This is a genomic window from Variovorax sp. Soil_C_26 (genome assembly GCF_057657075.1).
Window position 1 is genome coordinate 1 of sequence record NZ_JBDGJC010000012.1, and the last position, 20269, is coordinate 20269.

Annotated in this window: 21 protein-coding genes; 12 read left to right on the forward strand and 9 right to left on the reverse strand. The window is 69.1% G+C overall.

What is annotated here, in order from left to right; genetic code table 11:
- The first annotated feature begins 30 nt into the window (after positions 1-30).
- On the forward strand, positions 31-378 hold the full coding sequence (locus AC3A6G_RS24020; protein ID WP_487874782.1) for a lytic transglycosylase domain-containing protein: 348 nt from the start codon (positions 31-33) through the stop codon (positions 376-378).
- Between the two features lie 438 nt (positions 379-816).
- Here AC3A6G_RS24020 and AC3A6G_RS24025 read toward each other — a convergent pair whose 3' ends face one another.
- The 3 genes from AC3A6G_RS24025 to ftsY all read right to left on the reverse strand — a co-directional run bounded on the left by AC3A6G_RS24025 (position 817) and on the right by ftsY (position 3952).
- Positions 817-1944, reverse strand: coding sequence for a zeta toxin family protein (locus AC3A6G_RS24025; RefSeq protein ID WP_487874783.1), 1128 nt, complete (start codon positions 1942-1944; stop codon positions 817-819).
- Entirely contained in the window at positions 1941-2195 is a 255-nt protein-coding gene (locus AC3A6G_RS24030; protein ID WP_487874784.1) for a hypothetical protein, read from the reverse strand. Before AC3A6G_RS24030 ends, AC3A6G_RS24025 begins: the two co-directional genes overlap by 4 nt.
- 476 nt (positions 2196-2671) lie before the next feature.
- The gene (gene ftsY / locus AC3A6G_RS24035) at positions 2672-3952 is read right to left on the reverse strand and encodes a signal recognition particle-docking protein FtsY (protein ID WP_487874785.1); all 1281 of its coding nucleotides are present in this window, start codon (positions 3950-3952) and stop codon (positions 2672-2674) included.
- Between the two features lie 29 nt (positions 3953-3981).
- Between ftsY and AC3A6G_RS24040 the strand changes: the two genes are divergently transcribed.
- A complete protein-coding gene (locus tag AC3A6G_RS24040; protein ID WP_487874786.1) occupies positions 3982-5436 on the forward strand; it encodes a M16 family metallopeptidase in 1455 nt (484 codons plus the stop codon).
- 16 nt (positions 5437-5452) lie between these two features.
- Positions 5453-6802 (forward strand): M16 family metallopeptidase, encoded by a 1350-nt coding sequence (locus AC3A6G_RS24045; protein WP_487874787.1) that lies wholly within the window; start codon positions 5453-5455, stop codon positions 6800-6802.
- 21 nt (positions 6803-6823) lie between these two features.
- On the opposite strand, the gene AC3A6G_RS24050 is transcribed toward AC3A6G_RS24045, so the two are convergent.
- Complete coding sequence (locus tag AC3A6G_RS24050; RefSeq protein WP_487862886.1) at positions 6824-7732, reverse strand: LysR family transcriptional regulator ArgP; 909 nt, start codon at positions 7730-7732, stop codon at positions 6824-6826.
- 84 nt (positions 7733-7816) lie between these two features.
- Between AC3A6G_RS24050 and AC3A6G_RS24055 the strand changes: the two genes are divergently transcribed.
- The 7 genes from AC3A6G_RS24055 to pcp all read left to right on the forward strand — a co-directional run bounded on the left by AC3A6G_RS24055 (position 7817) and on the right by pcp (position 13020).
- Positions 7817-8452 carry a LysE/ArgO family amino acid transporter gene (locus AC3A6G_RS24055; protein WP_487874788.1) on the forward strand — a complete coding sequence of 212 codons (636 nt, stop codon included), beginning with the start codon at positions 7817-7819 and terminating at the stop codon, positions 8450-8452.
- Positions 8453-8484: 32 nt separating this feature from the next.
- Positions 8485-9153, forward strand: coding sequence for an RsmD family RNA methyltransferase (locus AC3A6G_RS24060; RefSeq protein WP_487874789.1), 669 nt, complete (start codon positions 8485-8487; stop codon positions 9151-9153).
- A gap of 43 nt (positions 9154-9196) precedes the next feature.
- Entirely contained in the window at positions 9197-9700 is a 504-nt protein-coding gene (gene coaD, locus AC3A6G_RS24065; protein ID WP_487862889.1) for a pantetheine-phosphate adenylyltransferase, read from the forward strand.
- A gap of 22 nt (positions 9701-9722) precedes the next feature.
- The gene (pxpB, locus tag AC3A6G_RS24070) at positions 9723-10391 is read left to right on the forward strand and encodes a 5-oxoprolinase subunit PxpB (RefSeq protein ID WP_487874790.1); all 669 of its coding nucleotides are present in this window, start codon (positions 9723-9725) and stop codon (positions 10389-10391) included.
- A complete protein-coding gene (locus AC3A6G_RS24075; RefSeq protein ID WP_487865643.1) occupies positions 10388-11398 on the forward strand; it encodes a 5-oxoprolinase subunit C family protein in 1011 nt (336 codons plus the stop codon). Before pxpB ends, AC3A6G_RS24075 begins: the two co-directional genes overlap by 4 nt.
- A 68-nt stretch (positions 11399-11466) precedes the next feature.
- Positions 11467-12204, forward strand: coding sequence for a 5-oxoprolinase subunit PxpA (gene pxpA / locus AC3A6G_RS24080; protein WP_487862891.1), 738 nt, complete (start codon positions 11467-11469; stop codon positions 12202-12204).
- A gap of 156 nt (positions 12205-12360) precedes the next feature.
- Entirely contained in the window at positions 12361-13020 is a 660-nt protein-coding gene (pcp, locus tag AC3A6G_RS24085) for a pyroglutamyl-peptidase I (RefSeq protein WP_487874791.1), read from the forward strand.
- Here pcp and AC3A6G_RS24090 read toward each other — a convergent pair.
- The gene (locus tag AC3A6G_RS24090) at positions 13008-13709 is read right to left on the reverse strand and encodes an alpha/beta fold hydrolase (RefSeq protein WP_487874792.1); all 702 of its coding nucleotides are present in this window, start codon (positions 13707-13709) and stop codon (positions 13008-13010) included. The two genes, pcp and AC3A6G_RS24090, sit on opposite strands and share 13 nt — an antisense overlap.
- A gap of 119 nt (positions 13710-13828) precedes the next feature.
- On the opposite strand from AC3A6G_RS24090, the gene AC3A6G_RS24095 reads away from it, so the two are divergent.
- The gene (locus AC3A6G_RS24095) at positions 13829-14527 is read left to right on the forward strand and encodes a histidine phosphatase family protein (protein ID WP_487862894.1); all 699 of its coding nucleotides are present in this window, start codon (positions 13829-13831) and stop codon (positions 14525-14527) included.
- A gap of 7 nt (positions 14528-14534) precedes the next feature.
- Here the strand turns inward: AC3A6G_RS24095 and AC3A6G_RS24100 are convergent, their stop codons facing one another.
- Positions 14535-15893 (reverse strand): tetratricopeptide repeat protein, encoded by a 1359-nt coding sequence (locus AC3A6G_RS24100; RefSeq protein WP_487874793.1) that lies wholly within the window; start codon positions 15891-15893, stop codon positions 14535-14537.
- Between the two features lie 31 nt (positions 15894-15924).
- Positions 15925-16323 (reverse strand): tautomerase family protein, encoded by a 399-nt coding sequence (locus AC3A6G_RS24105; RefSeq protein WP_487862896.1) that lies wholly within the window; start codon positions 16321-16323, stop codon positions 15925-15927.
- Between the two features lie 107 nt (positions 16324-16430).
- Between AC3A6G_RS24105 and AC3A6G_RS24110 the strand changes: the two genes are divergently transcribed.
- The gene (locus tag AC3A6G_RS24110) at positions 16431-17297 is read left to right on the forward strand and encodes a LysR family transcriptional regulator (RefSeq protein ID WP_487874794.1); all 867 of its coding nucleotides are present in this window, start codon (positions 16431-16433) and stop codon (positions 17295-17297) included.
- 12 nt (positions 17298-17309) lie between these two features.
- On the opposite strand, the gene AC3A6G_RS24115 is transcribed toward AC3A6G_RS24110, so the two are convergent.
- Positions 17310-18737, reverse strand: a complete 1428-nt coding sequence (locus AC3A6G_RS24115; protein ID WP_487874823.1) for an amidase — start codon at positions 18735-18737, stop codon at positions 17310-17312.
- On the reverse strand, positions 18734-20221 hold the full coding sequence (locus AC3A6G_RS24120; protein ID WP_487874795.1) for an ABC transporter substrate-binding protein: 1488 nt from the start codon (positions 20219-20221) through the stop codon (positions 18734-18736). The genes AC3A6G_RS24115 and AC3A6G_RS24120 overlap by 4 nt, the downstream gene beginning before the upstream one ends.
- Positions 20222-20269: the final 48 nt, after the last annotated feature.

Below are 20269 nucleotides of genomic sequence, written 5' to 3' on the forward strand. Positions count from 1 at the left end.
GGTTAGGGTTCTTACGTGGGTCAGATTTAGGTGGAAATCGCCGGGCTTAGTGGGTCACTTCTGGATGGAAATCAACACAACAAGAACGGCTCGATCGACGTGGGTCTAGGAGGCCTGAATTCCGTCCACTTTCCCGAGCTCGCGCGCTATGGCATCGGCAAAGATCAACTTCTCGATGGCTGCGTCAACATCTACGTTTCCGCCTGGCACTTGGCCAAGCAGGTCAAGACCCACGGAAACACCTGGACGGCGGTAGGGACCTACCACTCCAAAACGCCATCGAAGCGGGACCGCTACGCAACTTTGATCTTCGAGATCCTGAAGTCATGGAGAGTAATTCCCCCGTCCTATGGCTCGGGTGCGTTCATTGGTGAGTAGCAACACGACCACACGACCGCGCCGCGGGCATCGAACGCCGCAACCAACCGACCCTTTTTCTTGGGCTACGAGCACGGACACGCTATATCGAGAATGCGTTCACGGCTATTGCCGCCGCAGGCTTGGCAGCCGCCGCGATCTTCATCAAGTAGAGGGGAGCCATGCAAACACCGCGTGCAATGAGCTTGAAACTTCTAGATCTGCAAGACGCCTTGGATCGATGCATGCGAGCGCATCCACCAGAATGCGCAGATCTGCACCTTCACCCCGACGCAAACCGAAGGGGCTGATGTATCGGCAGCGATGCTCCTCGAGCGCGCAGAATTCGTCGACTGCGGCAGCGTGTCGCCACTGGTGCTCGAGGCATACAAGCGCTGGGCGAACGTGACGGCGGCGAGTTAACTTGAATTGAAGAGTGGCAAAGGGCAAAAGCGGCTTCTAGCGCTCTTGCCCTTTGCCTTGATCCTGCGCCTGCTCCACATTCGTGTCGCGGACAGCGATGCGCGGATATTCGCCTTTTTCCATTGCACTGGCCACCTGTGTGCGGATCTGTTGCTCAACCGCGCGGCGATGTTCATCGCTCGGCAATGCCTGCGACGCCTTGCGGGCGGCCTCGACGAAGGCGTACGCGGCCGCTGTGCTCGGGTGCGCGGCCACTACTTCGGCTTGTGGGCGTCGTCGAAACATTTCCGCCGCAGCCGCATTGTCCGCGGCGATCTGCTTCTGCTCGATAGCCCCCTTCTCCTCGGGCGTCGCATTTCGACCTGGTGCGCTGACTATGCGGCCGAGCTCGACATAGTTGCTGGCCAGCTCGCATTTCTCCGCAAGCGTGAGGGGCCGCGCCCGTTCATCGGTCAAAGCCCTGGCTGCGCCCGGCGGCCTCTGCCAATCCTCGCCTGGCCCCTTGAGCTGGTTTTCGTAGATCCTGTTGTGGTCCTTGTCATGGACGCGAATCAAGTCGACCAGTCGCTTGTCTTCCGCAGCCGCCAGGGCCTTCGGCACGCCCTCGTAGGCTTCGTCGTGCTTGTTCTTTGTGGAGAACCGCCCTACACCCGCTTCGGCCTTTTGGTGCTCATACCGCGTGTAGATCCGCTGCTCGCTGACCGCCTCATTGACGGCCATGACGCGCAGCTCAATGCGGTATCCAGAATCTCGCAGTTGGCCCGATATCCTTTCGAGCGCTTCAGGATCGCGCGTCGTCTGGTCAATGATCAAGTTGCGCCCGCTCGCCATGCCCTCATGTCTCAGGCGACTAGCCCAAGTGCCGCAGTCCGGGTGCGTCAGGTTGGCTGCTGTGCGATCGTCTTCGCGCAGCAGCTGGTTGAAATCTGGATGAAAGCGGCGCAGCTTGTCGGCGTCGACGAGAACGTAGCCACCGCGGGCAGCCAACTCGGCCATGGCTTCGGACGTGATGCCTGATTTTCCGGAGCCCGGCTGACCGCCGGTGATGATGGCGACGGGCTGGTCCTGAGGCTGGCTCTTGGGCAAATAGCGGTCGCGGATCTCCGCATAGACCTTCTCATGCTCGCCCGGTGGAAGCCGCCCTTCAGAGGCGGGCGAATTCACGCCACGTTGCCTGCGCGCACCAGCGGCCCATAGACCGCAATCAGTCGCTCGATCGTGTCCACGTCGCCGAACAACAGCGAATCACCCTCGTCCATATACTGGGCACGTTCACGCTTCCACTGCGCCACTTTGGCCACATCAACAGTGGCCTTCCGTTCTTCGTCGCGGATCCACTCCGAACGACGCGCAGCCATCATCCCGCAAAGCTCTTGAGCGGTTTCGTACCGGGCAAGGCGTTGAGTCGTGTTCATCACTTGCGGCAATCGCGCAGCAGGCGGCCGCGTAACAGTCGCACCGTCTGCGAAGGAAAGGCTAGTCCTCGTCATGTTCACTCCCTTGATTTCGCGCCCGCGAAATATCGCGTTAACAGCACTCTCACCATGTCCTCTGGGGGACAGTAGCGCGAGCCACGAATCTTACGCCCACGCCACCACGAAGGCAACAAAGCTGGTAAACCGGAGCTCCACAACATAAACGTCTTGTCGGGGCAAGCGTACAACGAGAACGGGAATACCAAGAAAAAGCAGACCGGACACGAAAAGCACACAGCCACCATGATGAACCGCATCCAGAACAGAACGAAGAACAGGGTGCCGCGCGCAGCGGTAAGCACTGTCCCGGCCAACGACCTCCACGGGCAGCCCCCCCCACGGTTTGCGCCTCCCGTGCCCCTGCACTTGCAAGCGCTACCAGAACAATAGCGAATCGACGGCGCCGCGGCCGATTCTCAGCCCAGCAGCGCCTGCGCGAATTCGCGTGCGTTGAAGGTTTCGAGGTCTTCGAGCTTCTCGCCCACGCCGATGAAGTAGACCGGGATCGGCCGCTCGCGTGCGATCGCGCAGAGCACGCCGCCCTTGGCCGTGCCGTCGAGCTTGGTCACGACCAGGCCCGTGAGGCCCAGCGCTTCGTCGAAGGCCCTGACCTGCGCCAGCGCGTTCTGTCCGGTGTTGCCGTCGATCACCAGCAGCACCTCGTGCGGCGCGCTGGCGTCGGCCTTGGTGACGACGCGCTTGATCTTGCGGAGTTCGTCCATCAGGTGGATCTGCGTCGGCAGCCGTCCGGCGGTGTCGACCAGCACCACGTCCTTGCCGCGCGCCTTGCCCGCGGTAACGGCGTCGAAGCTCACGGCCGAGGGATCGCCGCCTTCCTGGCTCACGATCTCGACCGTGTTGCGGTCGGCCCAGACCAGCAACTGCTCGCGCGCGGCGGCGCGAAAGGTGTCGGCCGCGGCCAGCAGTACCGACGCACCTTCGTTGGCGAGGTGCTTGGTGAGCTTGCCGATGGAGGTGGTCTTGCCCGCGCCGTTCACGCCCGCGACCATGATCACCGTCGGCGTGAACTGGCCGATGACGAGTGGCTTCTCGAGCGGGCGCAGCAGGTCGGCGATGGCGTCGGCCAACAGCCGCTTCACTTGCGCTGCGTCGGTGGCCATCTGCCGCTTGACGCGTCCGCGCAGGTCGTCGAGCAGGTATTCGGTGGCCTTGACGCCGGCGTCGGCCATCAGCAGGGCCGATTCGAGCTCTTCGTACAGCGCTTCGTCGATCTGCGCGTTGACGAACACCGCCTGGATGCCGGTGCCGGTCTTGCGCAGGCCGGTCTTGAGCTTGTCGAGCCAGCCTTTGCGCTCGGCGGTGACGATGGCCTCTGCGACGGGTGCAGACGCCGGAGCCGGTACCGGGACCGGGACTGGTGCGGGTGCGGGTGCAGGCACTGGGGCCGGGACTGGAACTGGAACTGGTGTCGGTACAGGTGCAGGTACAGGTGCAGGTGCAGGAACAGGGGCTGGTTCCGGAACTTGTACAGGAACTGGCACCGGGGGTGGCGGCGGGACTGGTGCCGGCTGCGGTTCCGGCTCGGCCACAGGCGCCGCCGGCTCCTCCACGGCAGGTTTCGAGCCGAACCAGCTCGAAGGAGAGAACACCGAACGCGCGGGGGGCGGCTCGGGCGCCGGCAACGGCTCGGCGGCCGGGGCATCGGTGGGTGGTTTTTTCTTGAAGAAACTGAACATCGGGCGCTTTTTACAATCCGACCCATTCTATGAAACACCCCTCGCCACGTCGTGTTGCGTCTGGTGCGGTGCTGGCGATGGCGCTTTCGGCGCTCTGGGCCATGCCTGCACTGGCCCAAAGCCCTCCGGTTTCCGCCGCCTCTCCCTCCAACGCCGCCGCCGCGGCATCCACTCCCCGGCAGTTCACGCTTTCCAACGGCATGACGCTGCTGGTGCAGCCCGATCGCCGCGCGCCCACGGCGGTGCAGATGCTGTGGGTCCGCGTCGGGTCCGTCGACGAGGTCGACGGCACCTCGGGCGTGGCGCATGTGCTCGAGCACATGATGTTCAAGGGCACCAAGGCGATCAAGCCGGGCGAGTTCTCGCGCCGGGTCGCGGCGCTGGGTGGGCAGGAGAATGCGTTCACCTCGCGCGACGCCACCGGCTACTACCAGCAGATTCCCGTGGAGAGCCTCGAGCAGATCATGAAGCTCGAGTCGGACCGCTTCGCCAACAACCAGTGGCCCGACGACGAGTTCAAGCGCGAGATCGAGGTGGTCAAGGAAGAGCGCCGCCTGCGCACCGAAGACCAGCCGCGCGCGCTGCTCGGCGAGCAGCAGAATGCGGCGGTCTTCATGGCCTCGCCCTACCACCGGCCCATCGTCGGCTGGATGAGCGACCTCGACGCGATGACGCCCGACGACGCGCGCGCGTTCTTCCGCCGCTGGTACGTGCCCGCCAATGCCGCCCTGGTGGTGGCCGGCGACGTCGACGTCGACAAGGTGCGCACGCTGGCCGAGAAGTACTACGGCAGCATCCCCGCGCGCGCCGTGCCGCCGCGCAAGCCGCGCACCGAACCCGAACAGCGCGGCATGCGGCGCATCGAGTTCAAGGCGCCGGCCGAGCAGGCCTACGTATCGCTCGCGTTCCGCATCCCGAAGCTAGAGGACATCGAGACCACCGACGGCGACGTGTGGTCGCTCGAGGTGTTGTCGGCCGTGCTCGACGGCTACACCGGCTCGCGGCTCGACCGCGCGCTGACGCAGGGCGCCGATCGCGTGGCCGATTCCGTCGGGGCCTATTCGGGCCTGGTCGGCCGCGGGCCGCAGCTCTTCACGCTCGTGGGCGTGCCGGCACATGGCAAAACGCCCGAAGCGGTCGAGGCGGCGCTCCGGGCCGAAGTGGCGCGCGTCGCGAAAGACGGCGTGGGCGATGCCGAGCTCGCGCGCGTCAAGACGCAATGGGTGGCGAGCCAGACCTACAAGCGCGACTCGGTCATGGCGCAGGCGCGCGAACTCGGCAGCAATTGGGTGCAGGGCCTGCCGCTGGACGCCAGCGCGCAGATCATCGCGAAGCTGCAGGCCGTGACGCCTGCCCAGGTGCAGGCCGTGGCCGCAAAGTACTTCGGCGACGACCAGCTCACGGTCGCCACCCTGCGCCCGCTGCCGCTCGAAGCCAAACCCCGCGGCCGCGGCTTCGCGGCACCGCACGGCGAAATGCGCTGAAAGGCGTCGAACCCCGATGAACCGTATCAAGACTCTCCTGCGCGCCGCGCTGTTCGGCGCCATTGCAGCCGTCGCAGCGATGAACGCCGCCCACGCGGCACTTCCGATCGAGCACTGGACGCTCCCGAGCGGCGCCCGGATCTACCTCGTCTCCACCCATGCGCTGCCGATCGTCGACGTGCAGATCGACTTCGATGCCGGCAGCCGGCGCGATCCGGCGGCGCAGGCCGGCCTTGCGAGCACGACCGCGACCATGGTCGAGAAGGGCGTGGCCGCCGGCCGCAACGGCGAGCCGGCGCTCGACGAAAACGCGCTCGGCGAGGCCTGGGCCGACCTGGGTGCGCAGTTCGACACCAGCGTCGGCAACGACCGGGCGAGCTATTCGCTGCGCACGCTGGCGGAGCCGGCCCTGCTCTCCAAGGCGGTGGCGCTCGCTGCGCGCGAGATCGGTGAGCCGGCCTTTCCCGACGATGTCTGGCGGCGCGAGCGCGAGCGCATCGGTGCGGCGCTGCGCGAGGCCAACACCAAGCCCGCGACCATCGCGGGCCGCGCGTTCTCGCAGGCCGTGTATGGCAGCCATCCTTACGGGCAAGAGGTCACCGAGGCCACGCTTGCGCGCATCGACACCGAAGCCATGCGCCAGCGCTACCGGCAACTCATCGTGCCGTGCCGCGCCAAGCTCAGCATCGTGGGCGCGGTGACGCGCGCCGAGGCCGAGGCCGTGGCCACCACCTTGCTCTCGCGGCTGCCCGGGCCCGAGGCCTGCACGCCGCTGCCCGCGATCGCGCCGGTCGAGGCGCTCGCAGCACCGAAGGACGAGCGCATCCCGTTCTCGTCGGCCCAGGCCCATGTGTTCATCGGCCAGCCCGGCTATCCGCGCAACGACCCGGACCATTTCGCGCTCACGCTCGGCAACTACGTGCTCGGCGGTGGCGGCTTCGTCTCGCGGCTGACCGACGAGGTGCGCGAGAAACGCGGCCTGGCCTACAGCGTCTACAGCGGCTTTGCGCCGGGGCTCGGCGCGGGCGCGTTCCGCGTCGGCTTCCAGACGCGGCCCGACCAGGCCGAAGACGCGGTGAAGGTCGCGCGCGAGGTGCTGGCGAAGTTCGTGGCCGAGGGCCCGACCGCCAGCGAGCTGCAGGCCGCGAAGGACAACCTCATCGGCGGCTTTCCGCTGCTGCTCGACAGCAACCGCAAGCTCCTCGGTAACGTCGCCAACATCGCCTGGCACGATCTGCCGCTGGACTACCTCGACACCTGGACTGCGCGCATGAAAGCCGTCACGGCCGCCGACATTCGCGCCGCATTCACGCGCAAGCTGCAGCCCGCGCGCATGGTGACGGTGGTGGTGGGCGGCAGCCGCTGAAGAGGCCCGGCACGCGGCCCTTCAGCGCAGCGCGTGCGCGCCGCTGCGGGCCGCTTCACGCACCGCTGCCTTGAGACGCTCGAGCAGCGCCGGCGCCGCGCGCGCCTGTTGCCAGTAAAGCGGCACCTGCAGCGCCGAGCCGGGCACCAGCTCGACGAGCGCGCCGCTGCGCAGGGCATCGGCCACCATGCTGGCCGGATGCATGCCCCAGCCCATGCCGGCCAGTGCGGCGTCGACGAAGCCGTGCGCCGACGGGAGCCAATGCCGCGGCGTCTCGACGCTGCGGTGGCAGACGCGCCGCACCCAGCGCGCCTGCAGCCGGTCCTTGCGGTCGAACACCAGGCTCGGCGCATTCGCGAGTGTGCGCGCGCCCACGCCCTTGGCGAAGTGGCGGCTGACGAACTCGGGGCTTGCGGCCGCCACGTAGTGCATGGTGCCGAGCGGCTCGCTGTTGCAGCCGGCCACGGGCTGCGCGAGCGCGGTGACGGCCGCCAGCACGGCGCCGCTGCGCAGCCGCTCGGCGGTGTGGTCCTGGTCGTCCACGGTCAGGTCGAGCAGTGCCGATGCCTCCTGCCGCGCGAAGGCCGCGGCCGCCGCCATGAACCAGGTTGCCAGGCTGTCGGCGTTGACGGCCACGCGCACCGTGACGCGCTCTCCGGCTTTGCCGCCCATGCCGAGCGCGGGCAGGGCGTCGCGCAGTTCGTGCTCGAGCATGCCCACGCGCTCGACGTGGCGGCAGAGTTGCTGCCCGGCCTCGGTCGCGACACATGGCGCACCACGCACCAGCAGCGCGCCGCCCGTGCGTTCTTCGAGCAGCTTCACGCGCTGGGAGACTGCCGAGGGCGTGACGTTCAGCGACCGCGCGGCGCGCTCGAAGCTGCCTTCGCGGACCACGGCGGCCAGGGCATGGAGGGCGGCGTAGTCGAGCATCGGTCGGGAGGGAGTTAGAAAAACTGAAGAAGACTTAGGAAGTTTAGTTTGAGTTAACCGACGAAGAACGGCAAGCTCGGCGCCATGCCCTTCGAACAAGTCACTGCCGCCTTCGCCAACGGGCTCTTCCTGAGCCTGGCGCTCATCGTCGCCATCGGCGCGCAGAACGCCTATGTGCTGCGCCAGGGCCTGCGACGGGAGCATGTGAGCGCCGTGGTGGTGTTCTGCGCGGCGAGCGATGCGGTGCTGATTGCAGCAGGAGTGGCCGGCATGGCGCAGGCGCTGGAAGGCCGGCCGGCATTCGCCGCCGTGCTCGCGGGCCTTGGCGCGCTGTTCCTTGGCGGCTACGGGCTGCGCGCGCTCTGGCGCTCGCGGCACACGGGCGCGCTGCGCACGGTGGCAGAGGGGCTGCCGCTCTCGCGCGCCGCGGTGCTCGCACAGGCTGCGGGCTTCACCTTGCTGAACCCGCACGTGTACCTCGACACCGTGCTGCTCGTGGGCGGCACCGGGGCCCAGTACGCGGGCCCGCTCAAGGCGTGGTTCGTCGCGGGTTCGGCGCTCGCCAGCGTGTTGTGGTTCTCGGCACTCGGCTTCGGTGCGCGCCGGCTCTCGCCCGTGTTCGCGCGGCCGCGCGCCTGGCAGGTGCTCGACATGCTGATTGGCGGCACCATGCTGCTGCTGGCCGTGGCGTTGGCGCGGCGGGCGATCGCCGGCCTGTAGGGCGGCCCTGCGCGGCGCGTTAAGCTTGCCGCATGCCCCAGAAGAAGAAAGACGCCGCAGCCCCGCGCGCGCCCGCCCGATCGTCGCCAGCGCCTGCGCGGAAGTCCGCGCGGTCGCACGAGGTGCGGATCATCGGCGGCCAATGGAAGCGCACCCGCCTTGCCGTTGCCGACAAACCCGGCCTGCGGCCCACGCCCGACCGGGTGCGCGAAACGCTGTTCAATTGGCTCGCGAGCCTGGCCGGTGTCGGCGGTGGCGAGCTGCCGGGCTGGCACTGCGTCGACGCCTTCGCCGGCACCGGTGCGCTCGGCTTCGAAGCGGCCTCGCGCGGCGCCGCGAGCGTGCTGCTGTGCGAACAGGATGCGGCGCTGGTGGCGCAGCTGCAGGCGACGAAGGCCAAGCTGTCGGCCGAGGCCGTGCGCATCGAGCGCGGCAACGGCGCCAGCGCGCTCGAGCGTGCGCCTGCTGGCACCCTTGACGCGGTGTTCCTCGACCCGCCGTTCGAGAGCACGGCGCTCTACGAACCCGCGCTGCGGGCCGCGGCGCGCGCGGTGAAAGCCGGCGGCGCGATCTACCTCGAGGCACCGCAGCGCTGGAGCGCCGAAGCGCTTGCCGCGCTCGGTCTCGTCGAATTTCGTTACCTGAAAGCGGGCGCGGTGCACGCGCACCTGCTGCGGCACGCCGCGCAGGCGGCTGCATAATCCGCCGACCAAGCCGCACCGGCTGCATGAGGAAAAAGCAACCATGGCCAGCAACGTGATCGCGGTTTATCCCGGCACCTTCGACCCCATCACCCTCGGCCACGAGGACGTGGTGCGGCGCGCAACCCAACTTTTTTCGAGTGTCATCGTCGCTGTCGCGGCGGGCCACCACAAGAAGACGCTGTTCTCGCTGCAGGAGCGCATCGGGATGGCGCGCGATGCGGTCGAGCCCTATGGCGGCATCGTCACCGTCGAGAGCTTTTCCGGCCTGCTGCGCGACTTCGTCGTGGCGCGCGGCGGCAAGGCCATGGTGCGCGGCCTGCGCGCGGTGACCGACTTCGACTACGAGTTCCAGCTCGCCGGCATGAACCGCTCGCTGATGCCCGACGTGGAGACCGTGTTCCTCACGCCGAGCGACAAGTACCAGTTCATCTCGAGCACCTTCGTGCGCGAGATCGCCATGCTCGGCGGTGAAGTCCACAAGTTCGTCTCGGACGACGTGGAGAAGCAGCTCGCCGAGAAGGTCCGCAGCCTCGGGCGTGAATGAGCACCGCACCAAAGATGCGCCAGTGAGCAGTAGCCGATCGCCCGTACCGCGCCTGCATGCGCTGGGCGATGCGGCGCTGCTGTGCGAACTGCCCGCACCGGCCACCCTGGCGCAGCAGCAGCGCATCTGGGCGCTCGGCGCCGAGGTGCAGCAGTGGCCGGGCGTGGGCGAGGTGCTGCCGGGCATGAACAACCTCACGCTGACCTTCGATCCCACCGTGACGGCCATCGATGCGCTGATGGCGCGCGTGGCCGATGTGTGGCCCAGGCTCTCGGCCACTGCGGTGGAGGGCCGGACGGTGGAGATTCCCGTGGCCTACGGCGGCGAGCACGGGCCCGACCTGGCGGACGTCGCGGCGCACACGGGGCTCACGCCGGCCGAAGTGGTGCGGCGCCACAGCGGCGCCGACTATGTGGTCTACCTGCTCGGCTTTTTGCCGGGCTTTGCCTTCATGGGCGGGCTGGCGCCCGAGCTCGCCACGCCGCGCCGGGCCGAGCCGCGCACGGCGGTGCCGGCACGCTCGGTCGGCATCGGCGGCGAGCAGACGGGCATCTACCCGCTGGTGTCGCCGGGCGGCTGGCAGCTGATCGGCCGCACCGCGCTCGAACTCTTCGACCCGTCGGCCGAGCCGCCCACGCTGCTGCGCCCGGGCGACCGCGTGCGCTTCATCGTCGAGAGCGTGCAGACATGATCGTCGTGCAGAAGCCGGGCATGCTCGCCTCGGTGCAGGACCTCGGGCGCCATGGGCACCGCCAGCTCGGCATCTGCCCCGGCGGCGCGCTCGACGTGCTCGCGCTCACGCTCGCGAACCGGCTGGTGGGCAATGCCGATGCCGCCGCAGGCCTCGAGATCACCATGGGCGGCTGCGAGATCCGCTTCGAATCCGACACGCGCATCGCGCTCGCGGGCGACGGCTTCGGTGCCAGGCTCGACGGCACGCCGCTGTGGCCATGCTGGAGCGTGCCGGTGGCAGCGGGCCAGACCTTGACCCTCGCGGGCGCCAATCCAGCCGGCGCGAAGAAGGCGGGCCTGCGCAGCTGGCTCGCGGTGGCCGGCGGCATCGACGTGCCGCCGGTGCTCGGCTCGCGCAGCACCGATCTGAAAGCCGGCTTCGGCGGCCACCAGGGCCGTGCGCTGCGCAAGGGCGACCGGCTCGGGCTCGGCGCCTCGCCGCTCACAGCCGCGCAGCGCGCGCGGCGCCCGTTCGGGCTGCGCGGCCCGGTGTGGGGCGACGACGAAGAAGAACAAGAGGGCACCGAAACCATCGCGCTGCGCGTGCTGCCGGGCCCGGAGTTCGACCAGTTCACCGCGGCCGCGCAGGCGTTGCTCTGGCGCGAGCGCTGGCGCATCACGCCGCAGAGCAACCGCATGGGCAGCCGGCTCGCAGGCGCCGAGCTCCAGCGCCAGCGCAACATCGACATGCTCTCGTCGGGCGTGATCCCCGGCACCATCCAGGTGCCGCCCTCGGGCCAGCCGATCATCCTGATGGGCGATGCGCAGACCACCGGCGGCTATCCGCGCATCGGCGTGGTGATCCGTGCCGACCTCTGGAAGCTCGCGCAGGCGCCACTTGCCGGCCGGCTGCGGCTGGTGCAGGTCGACCTGACCGCTGCGCTCGAAGCCTGGGCCGGCCAGCAGCGCTACCTCGCGCAGGTGGCGCAAGGGCTTGCGGCGGCGGGCTGGCCATCGTCGGCATAGACTGTGCGAGCGCAAGCGCATGGCCGGTGCCGTGGCGCCCCGCGCCTCGAAGCAAAGGAAGGGATCCCATGCAAATCGACCTGAATGCCGACCTCGGCGAAGGCGCGGGCAGCGACGAAGCGCTGCTCGGGCTTGTGAGTTCCGCCAACATCGCCTGCGGCTGGCATGCGGGCGATGCCAAGACCATGCAGCAGTGCGTGCGCTGGGCGTTGGCACACGGCGTGGCCATCGGCGCCCATCCGAGCTTTCCCGATCGCGAGAACTTCGGCCGCAGCACCATGCACCTGCCGCCCGACGAGATCGTCGCCAACGTGCTCTACCAGGTTGGCGCGCTGGCCGCGATCGTCAAGGCCGAGGGCGGCCGGCTCTCGCACGTCAAGGCGCACGGCCAGCTCTACAACCAGGCGGTGAAAGAGCCCGAACTCGCCGACGCGCTGTGCGAGGCCGTGCGGCGCTTCGATCCCGCGCTGAAGTTCTTCGGCCTTGCGGGCAGCGGCATGATCGACGCCGCGCGGCGCGCCGGCCTGACCCCGGTCGAGGAAGTGTTCGCCGACCGCGGCTACATGCCCGACGGCAGCCTGGTGCCGCGCAGCCAGCCCGGGGCGCTGATCGAGGACGAGGAACAGTCGCTCGCGCAGACGCTCTCGCTGGTGCGCGACCGCAAGGTGACGGCCATCGACGGCAGCAGCGTGCCGGTCAATGCCCAGACCGTCTGCCTGCATGGCGACGGGGCCCATGCGCTGGCCTTTGCGCGCCGCATCCGCGAGCGGCTCGCGCAAGAGGGCATCGCCGTGCGCGCGGGATGAGACGCCCCCCGAAGCGCCTGCGGCGCCTCCCCCCACTGGGGGGCGCACCCAGTGGCCGGGCGGAGCCCGTTCCACGGGTGCGCTGGCTTGGACCCCCGTTGCGTTTCATGTGCCGTACGTGTGCGCTGCGCGCAGTGAATCACTGAGGAGGCATCTGTGGCGCAGCGAAACAGCGTTCTGCTGACCGGCTTCGATCCCTTCGACCGCGAAGCGTTGAATCCTTCCTGGGAGGCCGTGCACGCGCTCGACCGTTGGCAGTGCGGCCAGGCCACGGTGCATGCGCGGCGCATGCCTTGCGCGTTCGGCGCGGCCATCGAAACGCTGGCGGCTGCGATGGACGAACTGCGCCCGCGCCTGGTGCTGTGCATCGGCCAGGCCGGCGGCCGTGCCGAGATCACGCCCGAGCGCGTGGCCATCAATGTGGACGACGGCCGCATCGCCGACAACGCCGGCCGCCAGCCGATCGACCTGCCGGTGGTGCCCGGCGCACCCGCGGCGTATTTCTCGACCCTGCCGATCAAGGCGATCGTGCGCGACCTGCGCGCGGCGGGCATTCCGGCCTCGGTATCGAACACCGCCGGCACCTTTGTCTGCAACCACCTCTTCTACGGCCTGATGCACCGCATCGCCACGCAGCCGGTGCCGGGGCTGCGCGGCGGGTTCATCCACATTCCGTACCTGCCCGAACAGGCGGCGCGCTTTCCCGGCGCGCCGAGCATGTCGCTCGCCACCATGGTCGCGGCGCTGCGCGTGGCGGTAGCGACCGCGCTGGCCGTGGAGCAGGACGTGCGCGAGACCGGCGGTCAGCTCCACTGAGCCAGCCACGCGGCGAGCGCCGCGTTGACGAACGCGGGCTTCTCCATCGTGAGCATGTGGCCGCACTGCGGCACCCACACCAGCTGCGCATGCGGCACCAGCGCGGCCATCTCGCGCGTGCATTCGGGCGGCGTGAGCCGGTCGGTGTCGCCGCACATCAGCAGCACCGGCATGCGCAGCGAAGGCAGGTGCTGCCGCGCGTCGGGGCGCCGCATGACCGCGCGGTTCTGGTGCACCAGCTGCTGCGCCCCGGCGTCGAGCACGATCTCCAGGTAGCGCTGCACCAGTGCCTCGTCGGCCGCCTGCGCGGGATGGAAGGCGAACACGGTGTTGGGTTCGATCACGTCGCGCAGCTCGCCGCGCTCGAACAGCGCGATCGCGCCTTGGCGCAGCTCGGCCATTTCGGGCGTCTCGGGCCGCGCGTTGGTGCCCAGCAGCGCCAGGCCCGCGATGCGTTCGGGCGCCTGGCGCGCGGCTTCCATCGCGACCATGCCGCCCATCGAGGCGCCGCAGAGCACCAGCGCACCGTCGTGCTCGCGCAGCACGGCGGCGGCCATCGACTCGATGGTGTCGTGGCGCATGTGGGCGTCGCTCACGCGCGCTGCGAGCACGGCGGGCAGGACCGGAAGCTGGGCTTCCCAGAGGCGCTCGTCGCAGGCGAGGCCGGGCAGCAGCACGAGTTGGGGCATGTGGCGGATTCTGCGCCATCGTTGCGCGCGTGTGCGCCGGGCGCGCCGGTGGCGGCGCCGCAACACACGGCGCGCCCGGCGGCCTGAACGTCACGCAGGCCATGGACAATGGACCTCCCATGCCCACCACCGCACCCGAAGCCGCCACTTCCACCGAATTCATCCTGATCCGCCACGGCGAAACCGCCTGGAACCGCGAACTGCGCTTCCAGGGCCATGCCGACGTGCCGCTCAACGACATCGGCCACGAGCAGGCGCGGCGCCTGGGCCTGCGGCTCGCGGGCGAAGTCGCGCAGCACCTCGTCAGCAGCGACCTGCTGCGCGCCCAGCAGACGGCGGCCCCGGCGGCGCTGCAGTTGTCGCTGCCGGTGGTCACGTCCGTCGGTCTGCGCGAGCAGCATTTCGGTGTCGTCGAAGGCATGCGGGCCGAGGAGATCCAGGCGCAGCATCCGGATGCCTGGGCGCAATGGCTGGAGTTCCGCGAGGACCATGCCATGCCGCAGGGCGAGTCGGCGCGCGAATTCCATGCGCGAATCGTCGCCGCGCTCGGCAGCCTTGCGGCCGCGCACCGCGGCCAGCGGGTGGTGGTGGTCACGCACGGCGGCGTGCTCGACATGGTGTGGCGCACCGCACGTGGGCAGAGCCTGAGCGGACCGCGCCAGAGCGACATACCGAACGCCGGCTTCAACCGCATCCGCATGGCCGATCCCGCGCGCCCCGACGCGATCGAGATCGTCGACTGGGCCGACACGCGGCATCTCGCCGACCTGCCGCCGCAGCCGGTCTACGACCAGACCCGGCACCTGGCCACGCGCTAAGGCGCGTTCAGCCGCAGTCGGCCAAAGCCGGCAGTCCGAGGCGCGCATACACCGCGCCTGACTGGCGTCGCAATCGCAGCGATTCCGGCTGGCCATTGCGCTGCTGCTGCAGGATCCCCTGCGCGGCCGTGAGCGTGGCGCGGCTGCCGGCACGCACCAGCGCATCGAGGTACAGCTGCTCGAACAGGTCGCGCTGCGCATGGCTGCCGCCGATCTCGAGCAGGCGTGGCAGTGCACTGCCGAGGCCTTCGATCGCAGCCGCGAACTCCCCGCGTGCGTGGGCGAGCAGGCCGTGCGCCGCCGGCACGCACACCTGTGCCCAGGCCGTGCGCGTGGAAGGCGGCGCGCGCAGCGCATGCGCCTCGATGCTGCCGAGCAGCGCATCGGCTTCAGTTCGGCCCGCGCGTGCGAGGCCGTAGAGGTACTGCAAGTCGAGAAAGGGCAGCACGTGGTCGGCCTGGCGCTGCAACAGGTGCGCCGCCACGTCGTGCCATCGCGCTCCCACGTCGATGCCCGCCAGTTCCAGCCGCGCGAGCAGCGAGACGGCGCCGATCTGGTCTTGCGAATAGTCCTTCGCCACGCCCCAGACCGCGCGGTCGTACAGCGCGAGCGCCTCGGCGTCGCGGTCGAGCTCGATGAGGAACAGCGCCACATGCCACCAGTTGTGCGTGACCATGAACGAGTTGAGCCCGGTCCAAGTGTCGGCCACGCCCTGCATGAAGGCCAGCCCCTCGGCGAGCCGGCCTTCGGTGAGCATCACATGCGCGAGTGCATGGTGCGCCCAGGGCTCCTTGCGGCACATGGCGATGGCGCGGCGTGCGCTCGCCTCGGCCTCGCGCATCAGGTGGCATTGCTCGTAGCCGAAGGCGGCCATGCCGTGCACCTGGGGCACGTCGGCCGCGGCGGGCAGCGCAGCGAGCGCGAGCCGCAGCATGCCGGGGCAGTCGCCGGTGTTGAAGCAATGGTATTGCCCGAGCTTCAGCGACACGAGGTCGCGCGGATGCGCGCGGGCCTGTTCTTCGTGCAGCGCGATGGCTTGTGCGATGTCGCCCTCGGCCCAGGCTTCGATGGCAGCGATGTAGCGCCGCTCGCGCGGCGTGGCGCGTGCCGAGCCGGCCGATGCCCGCGCCAGGAAGGGGCGCGCATGCGCCGCGGCATCGCGCGATTCGGCGAACAGGTGCAGCGTGGCGCAGTAGGCCTGAACGATCGGGCTCATGTCGTGCTCGGCCAGTGCGAGCAGGTTGGCGGCGCGCGCCTCGGTCGCGACGAAGCCCATCACGAAGTCTTCGACCAGCGGCAGGCTCGCGGCATCGTCGAGCGTGAGCGGATTGCCGAAGCTGTCGGCGTGCGAGTGGGCGGTGGGCATGGCCGGATGGTGCCATGCCCCGCCTCAGCCTTCAAACGCCGGCCTGTTGGTGGCGGTATTCCTGCGTCTTGCCGCCGTAGCCATAGGCCGCGCCGCGCGCGTCGATCACGTGGATGTACGACACCTCGTGCAGATCGGGCCGCAGCCGCTGCATGGCGGCATGCACCTCGCGCAGGTAGCGCGCCTTCTCGGCCTTGGTGTTGGTCTCGTCGGTGACGCTGATGTCGAGATGGAACGCCGACCGACCCAGCGACGCCAGCGGCTGCCCGCCGATGAACCAGGCATCGGCCGGGATGTACTGCACCGTGATGGCGATCACCGGCAATTGCTTGCCGAGCACGCTCTGGGTCAGTTCGGCGACCGCATCGACGGTCTTGCGGGTGAGCTGGGCATCGGGCTCGCCCGAAAGGTGGACAACGATATGCGGCATCTGGAACTCCTTGGTTGATTCGATGGGTTCATTGTGGGCAGTCGCTGTTCATCGGAAAAGCGGGAAGATATGATGGTATCCATCGACAATGCCGATGGATAGAAAAGATGCAGAACTTCGATCTCGAGCAGCTTCGGACGCTGGCCGCCGTGGTGGAGGCTGGCAGCCTCACGGCGGCCGCGCCACGCGTGTTCCTCTCGCAGTCGTCGGTCAGCGAGCAGATCCGCAAGCTCGAGGAGCGCGCGGGCCAGTCATTGCTCACGCGCAGCAAGGCGGGCGTGGCACCGACCGAGGCGGGGCTGCGGCTGCTGGGCTATGCGCGGCGCATCCTCGCGCTCAGCGACGAGGCCTTTCGCGACCTGCGCGGCGAGACCCTGCAGGGCGAGCTGCGGCTCGCCGTGACCGACTATTTCCGCCCCGGCGACCTCACGCGGCTGCTCGGCCGCCTCGGCGAGAGCTATCCGAAGGTGCGCCTGCACGTCAGCATCCTGAAGAGCGACGCGCTCCGGGCAGCCTATGCCGGCGGGGAGTTCGACGTGGCGCTCGGCATGCACATCGCCGGCACGCCCGCGGGTCCGGGGGCGGCGAAGCCACCGGTGATCCGGCGCGAATCGCTCGCATGGCTGGGCGCCACGGGCCTGCGGCGCGTGCGCGGCGAACCGCTGCGTCTGCTGGCGCTGCCGGACAATTGTTCGTTGCACCAGTTCACGGTGGCACTGCTGCGGCGGCGCCGCGTGCCCTATGTGCTGGCGCATGTGGCGTCGGGCGTGGCGGGGCTGCAGTCGGCATTGGCGGCGGGCCTTGGCGTGGCCTGCCTGAACGAATCGGCGGCTTGTGAGGGCGTGGCCCCGCTGGCGCCGCCGCACGGCCTGCCGGCCTTGCCGCGCGTCACGTTCCAGCTGCTGCCCGGCCGCCGGGGCGAGACTGCGTTCGTGACGCTGGCGCGCGAGATGCTCGCAAGCCAGCTTGCCTGACGGCGCTGCCGCTCAGCGCGCTGGCGGCAGCGGCCAGGGCCGCTGGGCATCGCAGACCTGCTCGAACGCACGCGACACGCGCAGCACGCCGAGGTCGTCGAAGCGATGGCCGGCAATCTGAAGGCCGATCGGCAGCCCGCTCGCCGCGTAGCCGCAGTTCACCGACGACGCCGGCTGCTCCGACATGTTGAACGGCACCGTGAAGCCGATGTGTTCGAGCGGCCGCAGCGGGTCGTTGGTGGGCGAGGGCGCTTCCGCGGCCGCGGGCATGTTCGGCGACACCGGCGAGATCACGTAGTCGAAGCGCGCACAGGCCTGCACCGCGGCGACGCGCGTTGCATGGAACTGGCTGAAGCCGCGAAACACATGCTCCCCGCTGAACTCGGCGGCGCTCTCGGCCCATTGACGGATGTAGGGCAGCACCTTGGCGCGCTGGTCGGCGCGCAGGGCCTTCATGTCCACGAGCGAGCGCATGCGCCAGAAATGGTCCATGCCGTCGAGCATCGCCTGCGACATGAACGGCTGCATCGGCTCGACGATGGCACCGGCTTTTTCAAACAGCCGCGCCGCATGCTCGACCGCCGCCTGGATCTCGGGGTCGACGGCCAGCCCGCATCCGGCATCGAGCAGCAGCCCGACATGCAGGCCGCGCAGATGGTCGGGCGAGACGTCGAAGGCGGCCCAGTCGACGGCTTCGGGCGGAAGACTCATGCTGTCGCGTGCGTCGGGACGCGAGAGCACCTGCATCATCAGTGCCGCGTCGCCGACGCTGCGGGTCATGGGCCCTGCGGCCCGGCCCATGTATGGCGGGTCGATCGGAATGCGACCGAGGCTGGGCTTGAGCGTGAAGATGCCGCACCAGCTGGCCGGCAGGCGCAGCGAGCCGCCGATGTCGGTGCCCAGATGCAGCGGACCGTAGCCGGCGGCCGCCGCGGCGCCGGCGCCGGCGCTCGAACCGCCCGGCGTGCTGCCGAGGTCCCACGGGTTGCGCGCGAGCGTGTGGAAGCTCGACAGCCCCGAGGACAGCATGCCGTAGTCCGGCATGGTGGTCTTGCTCACGATCACCGCACCGGCTTCCTTGAGCCGCGCGGCTGGCGGTGCGTCGGCGGCTGCGGGCTGCAGGTCGGTGGCGGCCGTGCCGGCCGGCATCGGGTCGCCGCGCGTCGCGATGTTTTCCTTGATGGTGGCTGGCACGCCGTCGAGCGGCCCGAGTGGCTCGCCACGCAGCCAGCGCGACTCGGAGGCGCGCGCCTGTTCGAGCGCCGCATCGGGGCGGAACAGCCAGGTCGCCTGCAGATGCGGCTCCCAGCGCTCGATGTGGGCGATCACGGCCTGCGTGACCTCGACCGGTGACAGCGCCTTGCCGCGGTAGGCGGCGGAGAGTTCCTGTGCCGAGAGTTCGTTCAACCGGGAAGAGCGGGAAGCCACGCCGGTGCTCATCCCCACGACAGCGCCGAAAGGTCGTTGACGAAGATCGGGTTCTCCTTCCAGAGCCCCTTCACGTTCTTCTTGGCCACGGTCGGGAACTGCGGCTGGTACAGGAAGCCGTTGACCGCGTCGGCGGCCAGCATCTTCTGCGCCTCGCCGAGCAGCTTGTTGCGCTCGGCCGCATTGCCGGTGCTCTTGATCTTGTCGAACAGCGCATTGAAGGCCTTCGACTGGTAGCCCCAGTAGTAGTCGGCCTTGGCATAGTTGCCGAGGTCGAAGGGCTCGACGTGCGAGACGATCGAGAGGTCGTAGTCCTTGTTGCCGTAGGTGCCGCTGAGCCACTGGGCCCACTCGACGTTCTGCACCTTGACGCGAATGCCGACCTTGGCGAGCTGCGCCACGATCACTTCGCCGCCCTGGCGCGCATACGGCGGCGGCGGCAGGGTCAAGGTGAGTTCGAGCGGCGTCTTCATGCCCGCTTCGGCGAGCAGCTTCTTGGCCTTTTCCACGTCGTGCGGGTTCACGCCGGTGGTGTCGACGTAGCCCGCCGCGCCGGGCACGTAGTGGCTGCCGATCGGCACGCCGAAACCATCGGCCGCGCCTTCGATCACGGCCTTGCGGTCGATCGCCGCCAGGATCGCGCGGCGCACGCGCACGTCGTCGAGCGGCTTCCTGGCATTGTTGATCGACAGGATGGTCTTGGCGCGCGAGCCCGCGAGGATGGTCTGGAACTGCGGGTTCATCTTGAACTGCGGCACCACGCGCGTGCCGATGCGGGTGAACACGTCGACGTCGCCGGCCAGCAGCGCGGCCGCCTGCGCCGCGGCGTCGGCGATGAAGCGGAAGGTCACCTTGTTGATCTTCGCAGTGGCGGGGCTGCGGAAGCCTTCCCATTTGCTCAGAGTGACCGTTGAACCCCGGGCCCAGTTGTCGAGCTTGTAGGGGCCGGTGCCCACGGGCTTGGTGGCATTGGCGTCAGCGCTCTTGGGCTCGACGATGACCGAGGTGGCCTGGCCCAGCACGAAGGGCAGGTCGGGGTCGATCTCCTTGTTGATGACGACCACCGTGTGCTCGTCGACCGCCTGGGTGCTCAGGTTCTGGAACGTGCGCTTGTCCTTGTTGGTGCTCTTCTCGCCGCCAGCGCGGTCGAACGAGAACTTCACGCTGCTCGCATTGAACGGCTCGCCGTTCTGGAACTTGACGCCGTGCCGCAGCTTGAAAGTGTAGGTCTTGAGGTCGGGCGACACCTCCCAGCTCTCGGCCAGCAGCGGGGTGACGCTGCCGTCGACGTTGATCTTGGTCAGCGTCTCGAGGATGTTGTAGTGCACGATCTCCGCGATCGCGGCTGCGGCCCCGGCGGTCGGGTCGAGGCCCGGCGGCTCGAGCGCCATGCCGATCACGATGGCGTCCTTCCGTCCCTGCGCCATGCCGGCAACGGGGGAGGCCAGCGCCACGGTGGCGCCAGCGGTGGCAAGGAGGGTGCGACGGTTCAACATACGTTGTGATCTCCGGAATGACGATGAAATGCACGCAGCACGAAAGAT